The sequence below is a fragment of the Flavobacterium rhizosphaerae genome, assembly GCF_046000445.1.
GTDB classification, from domain to species: Bacteria; Bacteroidota; Bacteroidia; order Flavobacteriales; family Flavobacteriaceae; genus Flavobacterium; species Flavobacterium rhizosphaerae.
This window is the reverse complement of record NZ_JBELPZ010000009.1, coordinates 150,756-171,746: the sequence shown is the minus strand read 5'-3', so window position 1 is coordinate 171,746 and position 20,991 is coordinate 150,756. Positions and strand designations below refer to the sequence as shown.

The window sequence follows — 20,991 nt, the reverse complement described above, 5'->3', positions numbered from 1 at the left end:
TCAGTAAATAAAGAGAAATCAGAATTGATTATAAAAAAAAGGAGCTGTCCCTTTTGAGACAGCCCCTTTATTTTTATCATCTTAGTGATTACTATAGATGAAACTTATATTTATTAAGCTGTTTTTAATTGTGGTATTACCAAAACCTGATGTATAACGCAGTAAAACAAAGTATTGTTACTACAATAAGCGCCAGGGTAGAAGGCTCAACACGGAACATTTTGGTATCCAGTGTAAAAGATTTCGGGTTTATTTTTGGACCCAAAAGGCTCATACCTACCATAAGCACTACAGTAAAGAAGAATGCCCAGCCCATACAGATAAGGAACGGTATTTCATAAACGCCGTCATTGTTAAGATAGGCTGTCCAAAGCAGGGTTTCGTGTCCAAATACCGCTGCGGCATATTCATTAAAGAAAACCGAAAGAGCAAATCCTGTTATAACCCCTGCAACTGCTGCTGCCCCTGTAGTACGCTTCCAGAACATACCTAAAAGGAACATGGCAAATACACCCGGGCTAAAAAAGCCTGTATATTTTTGTATAAAGGTAAAACCACCGGCACCACCAATATCAAGCGCATCATTCCAGGTTAAGGCAACTGAGAACACAATAGCGGCTAAAATAGCAAGACGCCCGGTAATAACCATTTTCTTTTCAGAAGCATCTTTATTAATGTACCTTTTATAGATATCTAAAGTAAATATGGTAGAAATACTATTTGCTTTACCCGCAAGCGAGGCTACAATAGCGGCTGTTAACGCTGCAACCGAAAGCCCTTTTAAGCCTGTTGGTAAAAACCCAAGAATGGCAGAGTATGCATTATCGGCATTAAAATCGCCGCCCGGAGCCATTTCATTTTGCAAAGCACCATTAGTATACAGTACATAAGCGGCAATACCCGGTAACATTACTATAACAGGCATGGCAAGCTTCATAAAACCGGCAAACAAAATACCGGTACGTGCCGTTTTAAGGTCGGCACCCAGTGCACGTTGGGTTATGTACTGGTTACAACCCCAATAATTAAGGTTTACAATCCATTGCCCTGCAAAATACATGGCAATACCCGGTAACATAAGATATTTGTTTACATCTTCCTGAGAGGCATTTGGCCCCGGTTTTTCCAGCATCAGCTTAAAGTGGTCTGGTGCGGTTTCCAGCATTTGGTTAAAACCAGCCATAACATCTTTACCCAAACCGAAATGATCGCTTACCAGGGTTAATGCTATGTAGGTAGTGGCAAGGCCACCAATTACCAATACTACTACCTGTATCACATCGGTAAAGCCAATTACCTTCATACCACCCAGAGTAATAACCAGCGAGAACACAGCCATGGCAATTACAATAATGTGAAAGTACTCCGGCCCGGCCATATTTGCAATGGCAATGGCACCAAGGTATAATATGGAGGTAAGGTTTACAAAAATGTACAAAAACAGCCAGAATATGGCCATAATAAGGCTGGTAGTTTTATTATACCGTGTCTCTAAAAACTGGGGCATTGTAAATATCCTGTTTTTTAGATAAACAGGAATAAACCATACAGCCACAATTATCAGGGCTATGGCAGCAATCCACTCATAGGCGGCTACAGCCACACCCACTACAAAGCCATTACCACTCATACCTATAAACTGCTCGGCAGAAATATTAGAGGCAATAAGCGAGGCACCAATAGCCCACCAGGTTAGTGAACCCTCTGCAAGGAAAAAGTCTTTAGAGTCAGACACATTATCCTCTTTGCTTTTTTTGTTGCGGTATACCCAATATCCGTAACCGGCAACCAGAAAGAAATATATAATAAAGATTACATAGTCAATGGTATCAAACTTGCCCATAAAGTATGTTTGTTTAAGGTTTGGTTAATAAAATAATTATTTAAAAGCCACGTCATTCCAGCGCAGCTCATTTTTTATACTGTCAATACTGGTTCCTTTACCAATACGGATAAACTCTATACCGGCCATTTCGGCAAAATCCTGAATGGTTTCGGCAGAAAGGTTCTGGCTATAAGCGGTGTGGTGGGCACCACCTGCATATATCCATGCGGCGCAACCGGTTTTCATATCCGGCAATGGTTTCCATAATACACGTGCAACAGGTAGTTTAGGCAGGTCGTTTTCTACTTCTACTGCTTCAACTTCATTTACAATCATGCGGAAACGGTTGCCAACATCTATAATAGAGGCATTAAGGGCATCGCCTCCGGCAACGTTAAATACAAGGCGGGCAGGGTCTGCCTTGCCGCCTATACCAAGAGGGTGAACCTCAAGGCTTGGTTTGGTTGCTGCTAACGAGGCATCAATTTCCAGCATGTGAGAGCCCAGTACCATCTCATTATTCGGGTCAAAATGATAGGTGTAGTCTTCCATAAAACCATTACCCCCCTCAAGGCCGCTGCCCATTACTTTAAAGGCGCGCACCAGTGCGGCAGTTTTCCAGTCGCCCTCGCCGGCAAAGCCAAAACCATCGGCCAAAAGCCTTTGTACGGCAAGGCCGGGAAGTTGCACCATACCATGAAGGTCTTCAAACGTATCGCTAAAGCCTTTAAAGCCGCCGTCTGTTAAAAATTTACGCAGTGCAATTTCAATTTTTGCAGCCTCATATACCGAACTGTAACGTTCGCCACCGGGCAAAAGGTCATCAGCAATAGTATATTGTTTTTTATATTCTTCTATAAGATTTTCTATATCGTTTGCGGAAACGTCATTAATAACGGCTACCAAATCGCCTATACCATATGTGTTTACAGAAAAACCAAATTGTAATTCGGCTTCAACCTTATCGCCGTCGGTTACTGCTACATAGCGCATGTTATCTCCAAAACGGGCAAATTTTGCTCCCTGCCAGTCATACCATCCGGCAGCGGCACGTGTCCAGTTGCCAATTTGTGCCAGTAACTCCGGGTCTTGCCAGTGGCCCGCAACCACCTTGCGGTTGCGGCGCAGGCGCGATACTATAAAACCAAACTCACGGTCGCCGTGTGCACTCTGGTTTAGGTTCATAAAATCCATGTCAATAGAACTCCACGGTATATCGCGGTTGTATTGGGTATGCAGGTGCAGTAAAGGTTTTTTTAATGCTGCAAGGCCCCTTATCCACATTTTTGCAGGAGAAAAGGTATGCATCCAGGTAATAATGCCTATTACATTTTCGGCAGTATTGGCAGCTACAAGCGTTTCATATATTTCGTCGGTAGTTTTTACTGTTGGCTTGCACACCACCCGTACAGGTATTTTACCTTCAGCATCCAGCCCTTTCGCAATTTCGCTGGCATGTTCTGCTACAAGTTTTAGTGTTTCTTCGCCATATAAATGCTGGCTTCCGGTTACAAACCATACTTCAAAAGTCTTTAAGGATGTCATAAAATGTATTTTATTTATCTATAGCATTTTGTGTTGCTATTCACTAATACTACGTATATTATAAATGTTAAAAAAGTTATAAAATATAAGTGTCGAAATAACACTAATATTTTCACATACGCAAGTGTTTGAATAAAAAAATGTGTTTTTTACAATTTTACACACCAAAACTAACTATTTGTGAACCAGAACCTGTTTTTGGGAAATCTAAAAATGGAAAGCTTGAAATTAAAGCTTAAATGTAAAGCCGTCTGATACTTTTACTTTATATTTTTCTTCATCAAACATGTAGAGGAAAGAACCCTTTCTGGAAGATTTCATATCCTTTTCATCGGTTTTAAGTAAAATATCGAGCGCATTTATCTTATTGATAAAATTTCGTTTATCAAGGGTTTCGCCTAAAATAACCTCATAAAGGGTCTGTAATTGTTTCATGGTAAATTTTTCGGGCAGCAATTCAAACCCAATTGGCTTTGTAGAAGCCCTGTACCGCAGGCGGCTCATGGCATTTGCCACCATAGTGTTGTGGTCAAATATAAGGTCCGGAAATTTTTTAATGTCAAACCATTTGGCTGAAAAATCTTCATTGATTTCGGTATGCTCAGAAATGTTGATGAGCGCATAGTATGATACAGATACCGTACGCGCAACAGGGTCGCGGTCTGGCGCGCTATAGGCACGCAACTGTTCCATATACACATTGCTGAGCCCGGTAAGGCGGTGCAATACCCTTGTGGCGGCATCGTCCAGGTTTTCACCGGCATTAAGAAACCCGCCCATTAAAGACCACTTGCCCTTTTCAGGTTCAATATCCCGTTTAACAAGCAAAATTTTGAGGTTCTCTTTATCAAACCCAAATATAATGCAGTCTACTGCAAGTAGTACTTTTTCCTGTTGGTTATAACTTTCTATAAACATATACTGAGATAATTTGCCTGTAACCGCACGAATATACGAGTTTTTAACAAATATGGCTTAGTGAATTATATTGAACGGTATAACGTTTTAGTTTTGTGAAAATAACAACCATTCTATAAAATTTTGAGATTTTGAAAATTTTTTTTGCTTATTTCAAAAATGTTTATTTAAATTTGAAAAGTGTTAAATATACATTTATTAACTAATTCAATACTAATGAATACAAATATTACAAAACTATCCAAGCTGTTTCTTGTAGCTGTTTTTGGTTTTTCACTCACAGTACAGGCACAGTTAAAATCTGAAATAACTATTGGTTATAACAAAGATGCACCCGTAATAAACAAAAATATTTATGGCCATTTTGCAGAGCACCTGGGCCGTTGTATATATGATGGCTTTTATGTAGGGCCAGATAGTAAAATACCTAACACCAATGGGGTGCGTAACGATATTATTGCTGCCCTTAAAGATCTTGGCATACCTAACCTGCGCTGGCCGGGTGGCTGCTTTGCCGATACGTATCACTGGAAAGATGGTATTGGCCCTAAGGATGAACGCCCCGAAATTGTAAACCAATGGTGGGGTGGCGTTACCGAGGATAACAGCTTTGGTACCCACGACTTTTTAGACCTGTGTGAAACACTGGGCACTGAGCCTTACCTTGCTGCCAATGTGGGCAGCGGTACTATAGAAGAGTTTACAGACTGGGTACAATATGTAAACCACAGCGGTAAAAGCCCTATGAGCGACCTTAGAAAAAAGAATAACCGCGATAAGCCCTGGGGTGTTAAATACTGGGGTATTGGTAACGAAATGTGGGGATGCGGCGGTAACATGACTGCCGAATATTATGTAAACATCTATAAGCGTTATGTAACCTTTATGGCAGACTGGTCTAACTCAGGAGATTTATTCCGTATAGCCTCAGGAGCTAATGCCGGAGATTATCACTGGACAGAAGTAATGATGCGCGACATACCTAAACATATGTTAGAGGGCGTAGCGCTGCACTCTTATTCGGTAATAGACTGGAGCAATAAAGGATCTGCTACAAAGTTTAGCGAAGAGCAGTATTTCAGTTCTATGAAAGCAGCACTTTTTATGGACGAACTGGTGCGTAAGCACAGTGAAGTAATGGATAAATATGACCCTGAGAAAAAAACAGCCCTTATTGTAGACGAGTGGGGGGGATGGTATGATGTTGAAGAAGGTACCAACCCCGGGTTTTTATACCAGCAAAATACCATGCGCGATGCCATGATAGCCGGGTGTACCCTTAATATTTTTAACAACCACAGTGACCGTGTGCGTATGGCAAACCTTGCCCAGACCATAAACGTGCTGCAGGCTGTAATACTTACCAAAGGAGATAAAATGCTGCTTACACCTACGTACCATGTAATGAAATTGTATAAAGTACACCAGGATGCCAAAATGCTGCCGGTTAAAGTTTCATCGCCAGAGTATAAGTTTGGTGATAAGGCACTGCCTGCGGTATCGGTATCGGCTTCGCAAAAAGAAGGAAAAACCCATGTATCACTGGTTAACATACATACCAGCCAAAGCGTTACTACCCAAATAAACCTTGACGGGATAGATATAAAAAACTTTACTGCAAAAATAATAAGCAGTGGTAAACTACAAGACCATAATACGTTTGAAAAACCGGAGGCCATTACTCCAAAAGAGTTTAAAGACTTTAAATTTAAAAAAGGTGTACTTACCGTTACCCTGCCTCCTTTCTCGGTAGTGGTGCTTGAAGGGAACTAACCGGCACATTCCGCATGATATTTTTATTTAAAAACATATTAGCAGGTTATATAACAGTAGGTTTTAGTTTGTGCTGTGCTTTTTGCGCAGCACAGCAAGCCCCTGATGCCCATATGTATGAACTCAACCTTAAAGATACCGGTATTGAGATACAGCCTACCATGTACGGTATTTTTTTTGAGGATATCAACTTTGGCGCCGATGGTGGGCTGTATGCCGAAATGGTAAAAAACCGCTCTTTTGAATTTGACGACCCGCTTATGGGGTGGAGCCAGCCTAATAGTGACCGCCATTCATTTAATAATAAAAGCGGCTATGCCAGTATAGTACAGGATAAGCTGACAGGAAATAAAAATTATGCACGTGTTGAGGTTAATGATGATAAAGGCTACAGCCTGATTAACGAGGGCTATAGGGGTATGGGAGTTAAGGCCGGAGAAACGTATAACCTTTCTGTAATGGCAGCCCTGCAAAGCGGAAGCATAAGCACTGTTACTTTTGAGTTTATTGATGAGGGAGGCAATGGAGTTGGCAGCGCCCAAATACGCCTATCGGGTAAAGATTGGGCGGCCTATAACGCACAGATAAAGGCAAATAAGACTGTTGAAAAAGCCAGGCTTAAAATAACCTTTACCGGTACCGGGGTTATTGCTATGGATATGGTTTCGCTATTTCCTGAAGATACCTGGAAAGGCCGGAAGAATGGGCTGCGTAAAGATTTAGTACAAAAACTATATGACCTGAACCCCGGCTTTTTGCGTTTTCCCGGTGGTTGTATTGTAGAAGGCCGTACGCTGGAAAAACGCTACCAGTGGAAAAAAACAGTGGGTGATGTGGAAGACCGCGAAACCCTTATAAACCGTTGGAATACTGAATTTGAACACAAGCAGACACCCGATTATTTTCAGTCGTTCGGGCTGGGCTTTTATGAGTATTTTCAGCTGGCCGAAGATCTTGGCGCAACACCGCTGCCTATACTTAGCTGCGGTATTGCCTGCCAGTTTAATACGGGGGAACTGGTACCCATGGAAGCGCTTAACCCATATATACAGGATGCGTTAGACCTTATTGAGTTTGCCAACGGCAGTACTGCCACCACATGGGGCAAACTGCGCAGTGATATGGGGCATCCGCAGCCTTTTAACCTTAAATTTATAGGTGTAGGTAATGAGCAATGGGGCCCTGATTATATTGAGCGTTACAAAGCATTTGATAAAGCCATTCGCACCACATATCCTGATATTAAAATTGTATCGGGCAGCGGGCCGTTTCCGGATGGTGAATATTTTGATTACGGCTGGCAACAGTTAAAGCAATTAAAAGCCGACCTGGTAGATGAGCATTACTATAATAGCCCGAAATGGTTTAAGGAGCACGCCACACGTTATGATGGATATGACCGTAAGGGGCCTAAAGTTTTTGCCGGAGAATATGCCGCGCAAAGTGTAGGAATAGCTAACCCGGATAATAAAAACAACTGGGACTGTGCCCTTGCCGAAGCCGCTTTTATGACCGGCCTTGAGCGCAATGCAGATGTGGTTTACATGACGAGTTATGCCCCACTTTTTGCCCACGCCGACGGTTGGCAGTGGACTCCTGACCTTATATGGTTTAATAACCAGCAAAGCTATGCCACGCCCAATTATTATGTACAGCAGCTGTATGGCAACAACGCAGGTACCAACCTGGTAACAATTACTACAGGCAATAAGCCTGTTACGGGCCAGGATGGCATATTTTCCAGTGCGGTGGTAGATAAAACTACCAACGAAGTAGTGGTGAAGATTGTTAATACCGCAGGCACGGCTGAAAAGGCAGATATAAAAGTAAAAGGCGGCAAACTGGCACGCACAGGTACCATGAAATTGTTAAGGGGCGATAGCCTAAATGAAGTAAATGGTTTTGATGAACCAAACATAAAGCCGCAACAAAGCACTATCAGCACTAAAAAAAGCAGTTTCGAGGCACAGATACCTGCTTATTCATTTGCTGTGATACGCATTAAAATTTCATAAAAACAACAAGTGTAATTATTACATTTATTAAATCAGAATAGTATATTTGTAACAATAAAAATATACAAAGCAGGAAACGATGAAAAAATATGTTATAGGACTTGATTATGGTACCGATTCGGTAAGGGCGGTACTTATTGATACAGAAAATGGTGCAGAGCTGGCCTCTGAAGTGCACCTGTACCAACGCTGGAAAAAAGGCATGTACTCCAATCCGCAGGCTAACCGTTTTCGCCAGCACCCTTTAGACCATATTGAGGGATTGGAAAAAACTATAAAATCGGTAGTGCAAATCAGCGAGGTAAATCCGGAATCTGTTATGGGAATTTGTATAGATACCACAGGTTCGTCACCAGTTCCTGTAGCGCAGGACGGCACACCACTGGCTTTAGTGCCGGGTTTTGAAGAAAATCCTAATGCCATGATGGTGCTCTGGAAAGACCATACCGCCATAAAAGAGGCAGGCGAAATTAATAACCTGGCTGCTACCTGGGGCGGTGAAAATTTCACGAAATTTGAAGGAGGGATTTATTCGTCTGAATGGTTTTGGGCAAAAATTTTACACATAGTGCGTGAAGATGCTGCTGTGAAAGATGCCGCCTATACATGGATGGAACATTGCGACCTTATGACCTATATACTGGCTGACCAAAAAGACCTGAAAACCTTTAAACGCAGCCGTTGCGCAGCAGGGCATAAAGCTATGTGGCACGAAAGCTGGAGCGGTTTGCCACCGGAAGAGTTTTTAATACAGCTTCATCCATATCTGGCAAAATTGCGAAACAATTTATATGATGAAACCTATACGAGTGATGTAGTTGCCGGAAACCTGAATGCCGAGTGGGCACAAAAGTTAGGGCTTTCTACAAAAACGGTGATAGCTGTGGGTACTTTTGATGCACATGCAGGAGCCGTTGGCGCCAAGGTAGATGAAAATGTACTGGTACGCATTATGGGTACTTCTACCTGCGATATTATGATTTCTCCCGATGAGGTTATAGGCACCAAAACCGTAAAAGGCATCTGCGGCCAGGTAAATGGCTCAGTTATACCGGGGCTTATCGGGCTGGAGGCCGGGCAAAGCGCCTTTGGCGATGTGCTGGCATGGTTTAAAAATGTCCTGTCATGGCCCATTGATAATTTGGTAATGACATCATCGGTATTAACCGATGAACAGAAACAAAAGCTTGCCGATGAGGTAGAAGCTAATTTTATACGTACGCTAACCAAACAGGCAGAGGGTATTCCGCTTAGCGAAGCCGTACCTATGGCATTAGACTGGGTTAACGGACGCCGCACACCTGATGCCAACCAGGAGCTTAAAGCAGCCATGACGGGGCTTTCATTAGGTACTAAAGCGCCGCATATTTTTAAAGCACTGGTACATGCCATTTGTTTCGGGTCTAAACTTATTGTAGACCGTTTTGAAGAAGAAGGCGTAAAAATAAATGCAGTAATAGGTATTGGGGGCGTGGCCCGCAAGTCGCCTTTTATTATGCAAACCCTTGCCAATGTGCTTAATATGCCTATAAAAGTTGCTGAAAGCGACCAGGCTCCGGCACTCGGCGCAGCCATTTATGCTGCTGTGGCTTCTGGGGTGTATGGCAATGTTATAGATGCCAGTAAAAAAATGGGATCTGATTTTGAGGCAGAGTATTTTCCACAGGCCGATAAAGTAGAGAAATATGGTGAACTGATGCAGGCATACCGCCAGCTGGGCACCTTTGTTGAAGATACCATAACAAAAAAGAACTATGAGCTTATATAAAGACCTTAAAGAAGAATGTTATGAGGCCAACATGCAGTTGGATGCTTTAAAACTGGTTATTTATACGTTTGGCAATGTGAGCGCGGTAGACCGTGCCAAGGGTGTGTTTGCCATAAAGCCAAGCGGCGTGCCGTATGATATTTTAAAGCCTGAAGACATTGTAATACTGGATTATGACAATAACATTATAGAAGGTACTATGCGTCCGTCTTCTGACACTAAAACACATGCCTATCTGTATAAGCATTGGGAAAAAATAGGGGGTATATCGCATACCCATGCTACCTATTCGGTAGCCTGGGCGCAATCACAGCGGGATATACCTATTTTTGGCACTACGCATGCAGACCACCTTACGGCTGATATACCCTGTGCACCCCCAATGGCAGATGAACTTATTAAAGGAAATTATGAACACAACACCGGAATACAGATACTGGATTGTTTTAAAGACAAAGGGCTTAATTATGAAGAGGTAGAAATGGTGTTGCTGGGCAACCACGGGCCCTTTACCTGGGGCAAGACAGCTGCAAAAGCAGTATATAACAGTAAAGTTTTAGAGGCAGTGGCAGAGATGGCTTACATCACATTACAGATTAATCCTGATGCGCCGCGCATGAAAGATTCGCTCATACAAAAACATTATGACCGTAAACATGGTAAAGATGCCTATTATGGCCAGTCATAACACACTGTATTTTGCAATATTGCGGGTGGTTTAAAACCCGCTGTAAAATAGACTATAATCAAACCAAACTTAATTTATGAAAAATGTAAAAATCGCCCTTTGCGCTTTATTGGTTTCCGGACTGATGTTTAGCTGTAAGGAGGAAAAAAAAGATGAACCCGCAACAGGCCAGGTGGAAACGGCTTCAAAAAGTAGTATAGAAAAAGCTAACTACGCCACTACCGAAGACGGGATTAGCATTGATAAATATACCCTTACCAATGCCAACGGCATGAAGATGGAAGTAATAACCATGGGCGGGGATATTATATCGCTTACTGCACCCGATAAAGATGGTAAGTTTGAAGATGTGGTATTGGGCTACACTTCACCAGACCATTATTTAACAGATAACCCTACATTTTTCGGGGCTATTATTGGGCGGTATGGTAACCGCATTGCCAATGGAAAATTTAGTTTAGACGGAAAAGACTACCAGCTCACCGTAAATGACGGGCCAAACTCACTGCACGGTGGTAAAGGTTTTGACAAAAACATATGGACGGCAGAACCCGTTGAGGGAGATGCCCCGGCACTTAAATTAAGCTACACGGCAAAAGATGGTGAAGAAGGCTACCCCGGCGACCTTAAAGTTGTGGTTACCTATACCCTTACTAATGATAATGAGCTTAAGATAGATTATGAAGCCGAAACTGATAAAAAAACGGTAGTAAACCTTACACAGCACAGTTACTTTAACCTTTCGGGTAATTTTAAAAGCATACTGGACCACGTTTTAGAAATAAAAGCAGATAAATTTTTACCTGTAAACGCCACATTAATCCCTACAGGCGAGCTAAAACCGGTTGCGGGTACGCCATTTGATTTTACATCGCCTAAAGAGGTTGGTAAAGATATTAATGCCGATAACAAGCAATTAAAAATAGCCGGAGGGTATGACCATTGCTGGATAATTACTGATAGTAGTAACAACCTGAAAGAAGTAGCAAACCTGTACCATAAGGCATCGGGCCGTTATATGCAGGTATATACAGACCAGCCTGCCATACAGTTTTACAGCGGTAACTTTCTTGATGGCAGTTTAGATAGCAAAGGTGGTGGCAAGTATGATAAAAACAGTGGTCTGTGCCTGGAAACACAACATTATCCGGATGCGCCAAACCAGCCTGCATTTCCTTCAACAACCTTAAATCCCGGCGAAAAATATACAACCACAACTATTTACAAATTTTCGGTTAAATAAGTTAAGGTATAATACAAGTTTGGTTAATAAGTTTGGGTTACTTATTGCTGATAAAGCCGGCTCCGCTAAGGGGCTGGTTTTATACTTTATATAAATGGTGGGGGTTATATAAAATTATTTAAGTTGCAAACAACCCGGTTTTTACTATAACGATTAAGAAACTTTGCTTATGTATAAATATATCTATCTGTTTTTATTGATAGCGCTATCTGCAATGGCCCAGCAAAACGAATGGGAAAACCCCGCTGTGCTGGACCGTAATAAACTTGGCGGACATGCCGAATTTATAATTTATAACACGCAGGAAGCTGCCGAGAAAGGCAACCCAGATGCTTCACCACTTTATAAAACCCTTAACGGGGAGTGGAAATTTAATGTTGTAAAAAATCCGGTACAAAGGCCGTTAGATTTTTATGCTGAAAATTTTAATGACAGCAGCTGGAAAAACATTCCCGTACCATCAAATTGGGAAATGCAGGGGTATGATATACCTATTTATACCAATGTAGCGTATCCGTTCCCTAAAAATGCTCCTTATATAGATGGTGCTTATAACCCGGTGGGCAGTTACCGTAAAACATTTACCGTGCCCCAAAACTGGGATGGTAAAGAAGTAGTACTGCATTTTGGGTCAATTAGCGGTTATGCGCGTGTTTATCTTAACGGAAAAGAAGTAGGAATGACCAAAGCCAGCAAAACCCCGGCGGAGTTTGATGTTACCAATTATCTGCAAAAAGGGGAGAACCTGTTAGCTGTACAGGTATTCCGCTGGCACGATGGCAGCTACCTGGAAGACCAGGATTTTTGGCGGCTTAGCGGTATAGAGCGTGATGTATGGCTACAGGCTATGCCTGCGGTAACCATTTGGGATTATGCCATAACATCGGGCCTTGACAGCCAATACCGTAACGGGTTATTTTATGTTGCAGTAGATTTTAAAAAATACCTTAAAATACCACCCGCATCTACCGTTACTGTAGTCCTTAAAGATCCTTCTGGTAAAGAGGTTTTTTCAAAAAGCCGTGAAGTTTCACCGGAGGCTACTACAGTAAGTTTTGAAACGGTAGTCAAAAATGCGGCATTATGGAGTGCTGAAACTCCGAATTTATACCAATATACACTATTATGGGATTCAGGAAAAAATGAAAAATATGCTATTTCAGGCTATACGGGTTTCCGTACTGTAGAAATTAAGGAGGCACAGCTTTTGGTTAATGGTAAACCGGTGCTGGTAAATGGTGTAAATATACATGAGCATGACCCTGTAAACGGGCATGTACCCAACCGTGAACTTATGGTTAAAGACCTGGCGCTTATGAAACAAAATAATATCAATACCATACGCATGAGCCACTACCCGCACGATCCGTATTTTTATGACCTGTGCGACCGGTATGGTTTTTTTGTTGTTGATGAGGCCAATATAGAATCGCATGGTATGGGTGCCGATTTGCAGGGACCTTTTGATAAAAGCAAGCATCCGGCCTATTTGCCGGAATGGGCACCCGCTCATTTAGACCGTATTAAGCGTATGGTAGCTATAGATAAAAATCACCCTAGTATAATTATATGGAGTATGGGCAATGAGTGTGGTAACGGCCCAGTGTTTCATGATGCTTACAACTGGCTGAAAGAAAACCAGCCGCTGCGCCCTGTAATGTTTGAGCAGGCCGGGCAGGATGTAAATACTGATATTGTAGCCCCTATGTATCCCGGTATGGAATATATGAAAGACTATGCTGCCAGTGATAAACCAAGGCCTTTTATAATGTGCGAATACAGCCATGCTATGGGTAACAGCAACGGTAATTTTAAAGAGTATTATGATATTATAAACAGCAGCACCAAACTCCAGGGTGGCTGTATTTGGGACTGGGTAGACCAGGGCATTACTACACATGATGCAAATGGGATAACATTTTTAGCCTATGGAGGTGATTTGGGCGGGGAGAACCTGCAGAACGATGGTAATTTTTGTGCCAACGGGCTGGTAGATGCTAACCGTAACCCGCATCCCGGTTTATATGAAGTAAAAAAAATATACCAGGATATAGCTTTTGAGTATAATGGCGCTGCTATTGTGGTAAAAAACCAGTACCATTACACCAGCCTTGATAATTTTAATTTTAAATGGATACTGTTGCGCGATGGTGAAATAGCACAAAAAGGTGAGTTTACCGCCAATACGCCGGCTGGTAAGCAAACTGCTATCCCTGTAAGATTAGATACGGCAGATGGTGCTGAGCATTATTTAAGTGTATACGCCTATACTAAAAATGCCACCGATTTGGTTCCCGCCGGATTTGAACTGGCACGTGAGGAATTTAAAATAGGTACAGGCAATTTCTTTAACAGGGTAGTTGAAAAAGACGCACACAAAATAAAATATAATAAAAAAGGCAATACACTTACTTTTGAAGCCAATGGCACTACCGGTAGTTTTGACCTTGCTAAAGGGGTACTTACCAGTTATAAGAAAGCAGGTGATACAAATGAGGTACTTACGGCTTTCCCAACACCTTATTTTTGGCGTGCCCCAACTGATAATGACTTTGGTAACCGTATGCCCCAAAAACTAGGCGTATGGAAACAGGCCCACCAAAACCCGGCAGTACAAAATGTATCGGTAGGAAAAACAACCGGGGAAGGCCTTCCGGTAACGGTAAAATATCTTCTTAATGAGGTAAATGTACCGTATACGGTTAGTTATCTTATAAAGCCGGATGGTGCTATTAATGTAACGGCAAGCATAGATAAATCAGGTAAAGACCTGCCGGAAATGCCAAGGTTCGGCATGCGTATGGAATTGCCGGGCAGCTATAACAGCCTGCAGTACTATGGCCGCGGCCCCTGGGAAAATTACAGCGACCGCAATACATCATCATTTTTGGGTATTTATAACGGCGAAGTATCAGATCAGTTTACGTGGACTTACATACGCCCGCAGGAGTGTGGTTACAAAACAGATGCCCGCTGGATAAAGCTCAACAATGGCACCACCACATTAACCATAACCGGTGCGCAGCCATTAAGTTTTAGTGCCTTAAATGTAAGTGCTGAAAGCCTTGATCCCGGTAAGGAAAAACAACAGCGCCATACTAATGATGTACACCCCGAAGATAAGGTATACCTTAGTATAGACCTGGCGCAACGTGGTGTTGGGGGTGATAACAGCTGGGGCGCGCTGCCCCATGCACAGTATTTACTAACCGCACCAACATATACCTATAGTTATACACTGAGCCTTCAGGACGAATAAAAACAAGCATTATCCCGCCGGGATAAAGTTTTCCGGCGGGTAATATTTATGTAACTTAGGGCCACTAAAAGATTCCTTTATAAGATGGACTATAATTTTGATGAGGTAATACCCCGCCGTGGTAGTAATTCGGTTAAATGGGATCTGGCTCCTAATGATGAAGTGCTGCCTATGTGGGTAGCCGATATGGATTTTAAAACGGCGCCCTGTGTTATTGAGGCGTTACAAAAACGTGTTGGACACGGCATTTTTGGCTATACAGATGCACCACAGGCCTATTATGATGCCATAATTAACTGGTGGAGCCGCCGGCATAATTTTACTATAAAAAAAGGCTGGATCATTTCTTCAACCGGGGTAATAGCGGCGCTTTCGGCTACTATAAAAGCACTTACCGAAACTGGCGACCAGGTTTTAGTACTATCACCTGTATATAACCATTTTTTTGATGCAGTAGAAAATACCGGCAGGGAAATGGTGTGCTCAAATCTTATATATCAGGATAATTATTATACTATAGATTTCAACGATTTTGAGCAAAAAGCAGCGCAGCCCAAAGCAAAATTGCTGCTGTTGTGCAACCCACATAACCCCATAGGGCGGGTATGGACCCAACAGGAACTTACCCGCATTGGAGAAATCTGCCTGAAACATAATGTAGTTGTAGTATCGGACGAGATACACAGCGATTTGGTTTATGATGATTTTACACATGTGCCTTTTGCTTCTATAAATGAGGATTTTTTAAACTATAGTGTAACGCTTGGGGCACCCAGCAAAACTTTTAACTTGGCAGGATTACAGGTGGGTAACATTATTAGTGCTAATGCGGCCTACCGTAAAAAAATCAACGAAAAACTAAACGAACACGAAACCTGGATAATCAGTCCGTTTGCGGTAGAAGCACTTATTGCGGCCTATAATAACGGAGAAGGCTGGCTGGAGGCACTTAAAAAATACCTTTGGGACAATTATGTTTACCTCAAAGATTTTTTTGCAGCACAACTGCCGCAGTTTAAGGTGTTGCCATTGCAGGCTACCTATCTGGTATGGGTAGATATAAGTACAGTAGGGGAGCAATCGCAAAAAGTTGCCGACAATCTGCTGAAAAATCAAAAGCTTTGGGTGAACTCCGGTACTATGTACGGCGAAGCGGGTGAAGGTTTTTTACGTATCAACATAGCCTGCCCAAGAGCATTACTGGCTGAAGGACTAAACAGGTTTAAAGTTGGGTTTGTATGAAATTGAGATTACTTTTTTTATTGTTATTTCTCATTTATTCTTCGGCAGTCTTTAGCCAGATTAACGAATACAATATACGTAAAATAGTATTAGAAAAAAATATAGCTGATAGTTTATTTGTTTTTGGGAGTTGGGAAAAAAATGAGAGTGAATTTCATCTGAAGTATATAGGAATTATAACTTCTCCAGAAGGAAATTACAAGATTATTACGTCTGTCTGGTATTGGGGTTTGTCACATAGGGCTACAACCCGAATTTTAATTTACAGCGATAGAAACAAATATTTGGGTAACTATTACCTTGGATCGGTTTATGATATTCCTGAAAAGATTGAGAACGATCAACTGGTTTTTCTTCATTCAAAAAGTACTGATTGCTATAAAAAAGTTATTACAAGGCTTTCATTTGAAAAAGGTATACCTAAGCAATTTTTTTTAGAGTGCAAAGATGGTATGGGAGATATTTATATGTTTGATAAAACGGACTAATATAAAACATACATACCACCGGCAGTGGTAAATAGTACCAGGCAGCCTAAAAAAAGGAGCAGGTCATAGTGCCAGCCATAGCCTTCTTTTGCATAAAAACCGGTGTTCCAGACAACTATTTTTTTGTACATGGCGCCCAACATGGTACACATAAGCAAGACTGCACCAACCTGCGTGAAAACACCAAAGGCTATAGATATAGCACCTGCAATTTCTGCAATGCCTAAAACAGTGGTAGCCGCAGGGGGCAGCCCAATGCTTTTGCCCCGCTCAACCGGGTTGGCAACATGGCTCTTTCCGCTTGAAAAAAATACAATGGCAATTATAATACGCAGCAGCAAAAGCGCTGCGGCAGTATAAGCTGTTAGGTCTATTATCATTTTTGTATGGGTTTGGTTACTTAAAGATAAAAAACTAAAACTACCTATATTTCTGTTTAACAAAAGATTATTTTAAGATATATACCTATTGGGCTACTTAATTTACCATTACGGCTACTTTTTAAATTTATACTATACCGAAATTTGCGTTATAAAATAAAATTAAAGATGGAGAATAGTATTTCAGGAAAAGTAGTTGTTGTTACCGGTGCAAGCAGTGGCATAGGCAGAGCTATAGCCGTAGCATTATCAAAAGCAGGGGCTAAAGTTGTTTTAAGCGCACGCCGCGAAAATGAGCTTAAAGCTATTATTGCCGAAATTAAAGCCTTTGGCGGAATTGCGGACTATGTAGTAACAGATATAAAAAATAAAGCAGACGTTTTCAGGCTAACAGATTTTGCCATAGAAAAGTTTGGATTTATAGATGTTATGATTAATAATGCCGGTGTAGCACATTTAAGCCGTATTGATGAAACTGATATTGATGGCTGGGAAGAAATGATAGATGTAAATTTAAAAGGAGTTTTATATGGCTTTGCAGCAGTGATGACGGTTTTTAAGAAGCAACAGCACGGGCATATAATAAATATAATTTCTACGTCGGGTATAAAAATTTCACCTTTACAGGGCGTATATGCCGGTACAAAAAATGCAGTGCGTACCATTGCTGAAGCCTTCCGGCAGGAGTCTGACGGTAAAATTCGCATTACCGGGATTTCTCCCGGATATGTAAAAACCAATCTGGTTGATACTGTAAAAGATGTGAAGGTAAGGGAAGCTGTAAAAGAAAATATGGCTAAATTAGCTATAGCGCCAGAAAGTATAGCTAATGCTGTTATATATGCTATTTCGCAACCCCAGGATGTAGAAGTAGGAGATATAGTGATACGGCCTGCAATACAGGATTAAACATAGTTTATATGCGAGTTTTTGACAATATATCTGAGTTATTGCATTTTTCGGGGCTTGATGCCCCTTCACATCCGTTAATAGCGGTAGTGGACTACAGTAATATTGATTTTAGTTATTTTGATGAGGAAAAGATTTGCCTTAATTTTTATAAAATCTCTTTCAGGGATACATTTATGGGAAAGGTGCCTTACGGACAGGGATATTATGATTTTAAGGAAGGTGGTTTGGCTTTTTTAAAACCCCGGCAAATTGTTACCGCACCCCATACATCAGAACGGCAGGAGGGGTATGCCCTATATTTCCACCAGGATTTTATAAGTGGTTATCCGTTAGGGCAGGCAATTAATCAGTACGGTTTCTTTTCTTACAATGTTTCGGAAGCGTTGTTACTCTCTGCTGCTGAGAAAAATATTATAGCATCATTATTTACCGGTATAATGAAAGAACTAAACCATGCGATAGACGGTTTTACGCAGGATATTGTAGTTTCTCAGGTAGAGCAGCTATTACATTACAGCAAACGCTTTTACAACCGGCAATTTATTACCAGAAAAACAGTTAACAATGAAATAATAGCAGCCCTTGATGCCTTGTTGTATAGTTATTTTCATGAAGGTAAGCCACTTATACAAGGCTTGCCTTCTGTTAGTTATGTAAGCGAAGAACTAAAATTATCGCAACGTTACCTTAGTGATATGCTTAGAACACTAACCGGCTTAACCACCCAACAATATATACAGGACAAAGTTATTGAGCAGGCTAAAAATTTATTAAGCACCACTACGCTCACAGTGGCAGAAATAGCATATCAAATGGGGTTTGAACATCCGCAATCGTTCAGCAAACTATTTAAAGTAAAAACTACACTGGCGCCATTAGCCTACCGGCAAACTTTTAATTAGTGGCTTTCCGGCTGCTTTTCGGTAAGGTATTTCCAATAGCGTTTGGGCATGTGCTGCAGGTGGAGTTTCATATTTTTACGCGAGGCAATATTTACACTGCTAAAGTAGCGCCGCCACAGGTGCTGGAAAAACTCTTCCTGTTCGTCACATATCTCGGTAGTTGCTTTTGCAGACACCATATCCTTGCTGAAATGTAGTTGCACAATGTTAGTTTCGTTCAGGTCATAATAAATACCATACTTACGCTTAGCATCATAAATCAGCCAGCGCTGGTCAGCATAACGGCTTTTAAAATGGCCCTCAATAAAAGGCAGTACATTACAGTCGGGTTCTACAATGGAATAATAAAGGTTGTCTTTAGTAAGTTTAAACCGTATAAAAGCTTTCATGCGATGGCTTTCACGCCGCATCATTTTAACGGCTTCACTTACCTTTCTTACGGCTGGATGTGCCAGGTCGCCCTCAATATTTTTTGAGTTAGAGAATACATGGCGTACAAACTCTAAAATCTTGCACTCTGCATTGTCAATTTCTGACATAAAAGTGGAATAAACAGCCTTTACACCATCAGGTGAAAGCTTTTTTTTGAGTCCGTTTAGCACTCGTTTCGCCTTTGAGGTATCAGTAATAACGTTATGGCTTTCGGCAAAAAGCAGTGTATTGGGTTGCCCTTCAATACAAAAAATAACATCCTGTAGCCGGTATTCATAAATATCAAATACGGCGGTAAGCCAGCCTTCATACGTACCATCATATACTACCTGGTGCATCAGAATAAAGCTAACTGGTTAGAAAAATCGGCTTTGTACTTACTGTTTTGTAAAGCAAGTATCTGTTGCCGTATCTGCATAGATGTCAGGTCTTTTTGCAACTGAAACGGGTTGCTGAACGATAAAAAATAAGAAGCCCTTTTATAAGCAATCCCCATTTTTTGCAGATCTTCGGCATGCAGGCGGCGGTAACGGCGCGCCATTACAATTTTTTTGGCGCTGGTTACACCAATGCCGGGCACCCGTTTAATAACCTCTAAGTCAGCCGTATTAATATCTATGGGAAATTTATCCAGGTTGCGCAATGCCCACCCCAATTTAGGGTCCACTTGCAAATCGAGGTTTGGGTTATCATGCCCTACAATTTCATTTACGTTAAAGCCATAAAACCGCATTAGCCAGTCGGCCTGATATAAACGATTTTCGCGTATCATTGGCACAGGTGTACCTATGGCAGGCAGGCGGTTATCAGTACTTATTGGTACATAACCGGAATAATACACGCGCTTTAGCTCCATTTTATTGTAAAAATAATTTGCCATACCCAGTATTTGCATGTCATTTTCCTGCGTGGCGCCTATCACCATTTGAGTGCTTTGCCCGGCGGGAGCAAACAGGGGTGTTTTTTTTATTAATTTACGCTCTTCTTTGCGGCCTTTAATTTCATTTTTAAGATACTCCATAGGTTTAATAACATCCCTGTGGTTTTTTTCGGGGGCCAGAAGTTTCAGGCTTTGTTCCGTAGGCATTTCAAGGTTAACACTCATACGGTCGGCATATAGGGCAGCCTCTTTAATAAGGTCGTCACTGGCGCCGGGAATGGCTTTAAGGTGAATATAGCCGTTAAAATTCTCTTCCAGGCGAAGCTTTTTGGCTATGCGTACCAGGCGTTCCATAGTATAATCAGGACTATCGAAAATACCGGAACTTAAAAACAGGCCTTCAATATAATTGCGGCGGTAAAAACCAATGGTAAGCTGTACCACTTCGTCAACGGTAAAAGCGGCCCGCTTCACATCGTTGCTTTTGCGGCTCACACAATAAGCACAATCAAAAATACAATAGTTGGTAAGGAGGATTTTTAGTAGTGAAACACAGCGGCCGTCTTCGGTATAGGCATGGCAAATGCCCATACCGGTTGAGTTGCCCAACCCTTTATTTTTATTTTCGCGCTTACTTTGCCCCGAAGCACACGAAACATCATATTTAGCAGCATCGGCCAGTATCTCCAGTTTTTGCAAAATTCTTTCATTCATCACCTTA

General features: G+C 41.6%; 16 protein-coding genes. 10 read left to right on the top strand and 6 right to left on the bottom strand.

Features of this window, described 5'->3' with window-relative positions; genetic code table 11:
* Positions 1-136: 136 nt before the first annotated feature.
* The 3 genes from ABS766_RS10645 to ABS766_RS10635 form a co-directional block, all read right to left on the bottom strand.
* Positions 137-1,843, bottom strand: coding sequence for a sodium:solute symporter family transporter (locus ABS766_RS10645; RefSeq protein WP_408085131.1), 1,707 nt, complete (start codon positions 1,841-1,843; stop codon positions 137-139).
* 36 nt (positions 1,844-1,879) lie between these two features.
* Entirely contained in the window at positions 1,880-3,370 is a 1,491-nt protein-coding gene (gene araA / locus ABS766_RS10640; protein ID WP_408085130.1) for an L-arabinose isomerase, read from the bottom strand.
* Positions 3,371-3,598: 228 nt separating this feature from the next.
* Positions 3,599-4,288 carry an NUDIX hydrolase gene (locus ABS766_RS10635; RefSeq protein ID WP_408085129.1) on the bottom strand — a complete coding sequence of 230 codons (690 nt, stop codon included), beginning with the start codon at positions 4,286-4,288 and terminating at the stop codon, positions 3,599-3,601.
* Between the two features lie 216 nt (positions 4,289-4,504).
* Here ABS766_RS10635 and ABS766_RS10630 point away from each other — a divergent pair, with 216 nt between their 5' ends.
* The 8 genes from ABS766_RS10630 (at position 4,505) to ABS766_RS10595 (ending at position 16,764) form a co-directional block, all read left to right on the top strand.
* The gene (locus tag ABS766_RS10630) at positions 4,505-6,061 is read left to right on the top strand and encodes an alpha-N-arabinofuranosidase (RefSeq protein WP_408085128.1); all 1,557 of its coding nucleotides are present in this window, start codon (positions 4,505-4,507) and stop codon (positions 6,059-6,061) included.
* A 14-nt stretch (positions 6,062-6,075) separates the two neighbouring features.
* The gene (locus ABS766_RS10625) at positions 6,076-8,076 is read left to right on the top strand and encodes an alpha-L-arabinofuranosidase C-terminal domain-containing protein (protein ID WP_408085127.1); all 2,001 of its coding nucleotides are present in this window, start codon (positions 6,076-6,078) and stop codon (positions 8,074-8,076) included.
* A 79-nt stretch (positions 8,077-8,155) separates the two neighbouring features.
* Positions 8,156-9,844: a ribulokinase gene (locus ABS766_RS10620; protein WP_408085126.1), complete on the top strand. Its 1,689-nt coding sequence runs from the start codon at positions 8,156-8,158 to the stop codon at positions 9,842-9,844.
* Positions 9,831-10,532, top strand: a complete 702-nt coding sequence (locus ABS766_RS10615) for an L-ribulose-5-phosphate 4-epimerase (RefSeq protein ID WP_408085125.1) — start codon at positions 9,831-9,833, stop codon at positions 10,530-10,532. Before ABS766_RS10620 ends, ABS766_RS10615 begins: the two co-directional genes overlap by 14 nt.
* A 76-nt stretch (positions 10,533-10,608) precedes the next feature.
* Positions 10,609-11,775: an aldose epimerase family protein gene (locus ABS766_RS10610; protein WP_408085124.1), complete on the top strand. Its 1,167-nt coding sequence runs from the start codon at positions 10,609-10,611 to the stop codon at positions 11,773-11,775.
* Between the two features lie 169 nt (positions 11,776-11,944).
* A complete protein-coding gene (locus tag ABS766_RS10605) occupies positions 11,945-15,034 on the top strand; it encodes a glycoside hydrolase family 2 TIM barrel-domain containing protein (RefSeq protein WP_408085123.1) in 3,090 nt (1,029 codons plus the stop codon).
* Between the two features lie 84 nt (positions 15,035-15,118).
* Positions 15,119-16,276, top strand: coding sequence for a MalY/PatB family protein (locus tag ABS766_RS10600; RefSeq protein ID WP_408085122.1), 1,158 nt, complete (start codon positions 15,119-15,121; stop codon positions 16,274-16,276).
* On the top strand, positions 16,273-16,764 hold the full coding sequence (locus ABS766_RS10595) for a hypothetical protein (RefSeq protein ID WP_408085121.1): 492 nt from the start codon (positions 16,273-16,275) through the stop codon (positions 16,762-16,764). Before ABS766_RS10600 ends, ABS766_RS10595 begins: the two co-directional genes overlap by 4 nt.
* On the opposite strand, the gene ABS766_RS10590 is transcribed toward ABS766_RS10595, so the two are convergent.
* Complete coding sequence (locus tag ABS766_RS10590) at positions 16,761-17,144, bottom strand: DoxX family protein (protein ID WP_408085120.1); 384 nt, start codon at positions 17,142-17,144, stop codon at positions 16,761-16,763. The genes ABS766_RS10595 and ABS766_RS10590 overlap by 4 nt on opposite strands.
* A gap of 168 nt (positions 17,145-17,312) precedes the next feature.
* On the opposite strand from ABS766_RS10590, the gene ABS766_RS10585 reads away from it, so the two are divergent.
* Both ABS766_RS10585 and ABS766_RS10580 read left to right on the top strand, forming a co-directional pair.
* Entirely contained in the window at positions 17,313-18,053 is a 741-nt protein-coding gene (locus ABS766_RS10585; protein ID WP_408085119.1) for an SDR family oxidoreductase, read from the top strand.
* An 11-nt stretch (positions 18,054-18,064) separates the two neighbouring features.
* Positions 18,065-18,958, top strand: coding sequence for a helix-turn-helix domain-containing protein (locus ABS766_RS10580; RefSeq protein WP_408085118.1), 894 nt, complete (start codon positions 18,065-18,067; stop codon positions 18,956-18,958).
* On the opposite strand, the gene ABS766_RS10575 is transcribed toward ABS766_RS10580, so the two are convergent.
* Positions 18,955-19,728 (bottom strand): TIGR03915 family putative DNA repair protein, encoded by a 774-nt coding sequence (locus tag ABS766_RS10575; RefSeq protein ID WP_408085117.1) that lies wholly within the window; start codon positions 19,726-19,728, stop codon positions 18,955-18,957. The genes ABS766_RS10580 and ABS766_RS10575 overlap by 4 nt on opposite strands.
* A complete protein-coding gene (locus tag ABS766_RS10570) occupies positions 19,728-20,984 on the bottom strand; it encodes a putative DNA modification/repair radical SAM protein (protein ID WP_408085116.1) in 1,257 nt (418 codons plus the stop codon). Before ABS766_RS10570 ends, ABS766_RS10575 begins: the two co-directional genes overlap by 1 nt.
* Positions 20,985-20,991 lie beyond the last annotated feature (7 nt).

Coding starts and splice junctions, on each gene's coding strand:
- ABS766_RS10645 (WP_408085131.1), bottom strand. CDS start 1,843: ATGGGCAAGTTTGATACCATTGACTATGTAATCTTTATTATATATTTC.
- araA (WP_408085130.1), bottom strand. CDS start 3,370: ATGACATCCTTAAAGACTTTTGAAGTATGGTTTGTAACCGGAAGCCAG.
- ABS766_RS10635 (WP_408085129.1), bottom strand. CDS start 4,288: ATGTTTATAGAAAGTTATAACCAACAGGAAAAAGTACTACTTGCAGTA.
- ABS766_RS10630 (WP_408085128.1), top strand. CDS start 4,505: ATGAATACAAATATTACAAAACTATCCAAGCTGTTTCTTGTAGCTGTT.
- ABS766_RS10625 (WP_408085127.1), top strand. CDS start 6,076: ATGATATTTTTATTTAAAAACATATTAGCAGGTTATATAACAGTAGGT.
- ABS766_RS10620 (WP_408085126.1), top strand. CDS start 8,156: ATGAAAAAATATGTTATAGGACTTGATTATGGTACCGATTCGGTAAGG.
- ABS766_RS10615 (WP_408085125.1), top strand. CDS start 9,831: ATGAGCTTATATAAAGACCTTAAAGAAGAATGTTATGAGGCCAACATG.
- ABS766_RS10610 (WP_408085124.1), top strand. CDS start 10,609: ATGAAAAATGTAAAAATCGCCCTTTGCGCTTTATTGGTTTCCGGACTG.
- ABS766_RS10605 (WP_408085123.1), top strand. CDS start 11,945: ATGTATAAATATATCTATCTGTTTTTATTGATAGCGCTATCTGCAATG.
- ABS766_RS10600 (WP_408085122.1), top strand. CDS start 15,119: ATGGACTATAATTTTGATGAGGTAATACCCCGCCGTGGTAGTAATTCG.
- ABS766_RS10595 (WP_408085121.1), top strand. CDS start 16,273: ATGAAATTGAGATTACTTTTTTTATTGTTATTTCTCATTTATTCTTCG.
- ABS766_RS10590 (WP_408085120.1), bottom strand. CDS start 17,144: ATGATAATAGACCTAACAGCTTATACTGCCGCAGCGCTTTTGCTGCTG.
- ABS766_RS10585 (WP_408085119.1), top strand. CDS start 17,313: ATGGAGAATAGTATTTCAGGAAAAGTAGTTGTTGTTACCGGTGCAAGC.
- ABS766_RS10580 (WP_408085118.1), top strand. CDS start 18,065: ATGCGAGTTTTTGACAATATATCTGAGTTATTGCATTTTTCGGGGCTT.
- ABS766_RS10575 (WP_408085117.1), bottom strand. CDS start 19,728: ATGCACCAGGTAGTATATGATGGTACGTATGAAGGCTGGCTTACCGCC.
- ABS766_RS10570 (WP_408085116.1), bottom strand. CDS start 20,984: ATGAATGAAAGAATTTTGCAAAAACTGGAGATACTGGCCGATGCTGCT.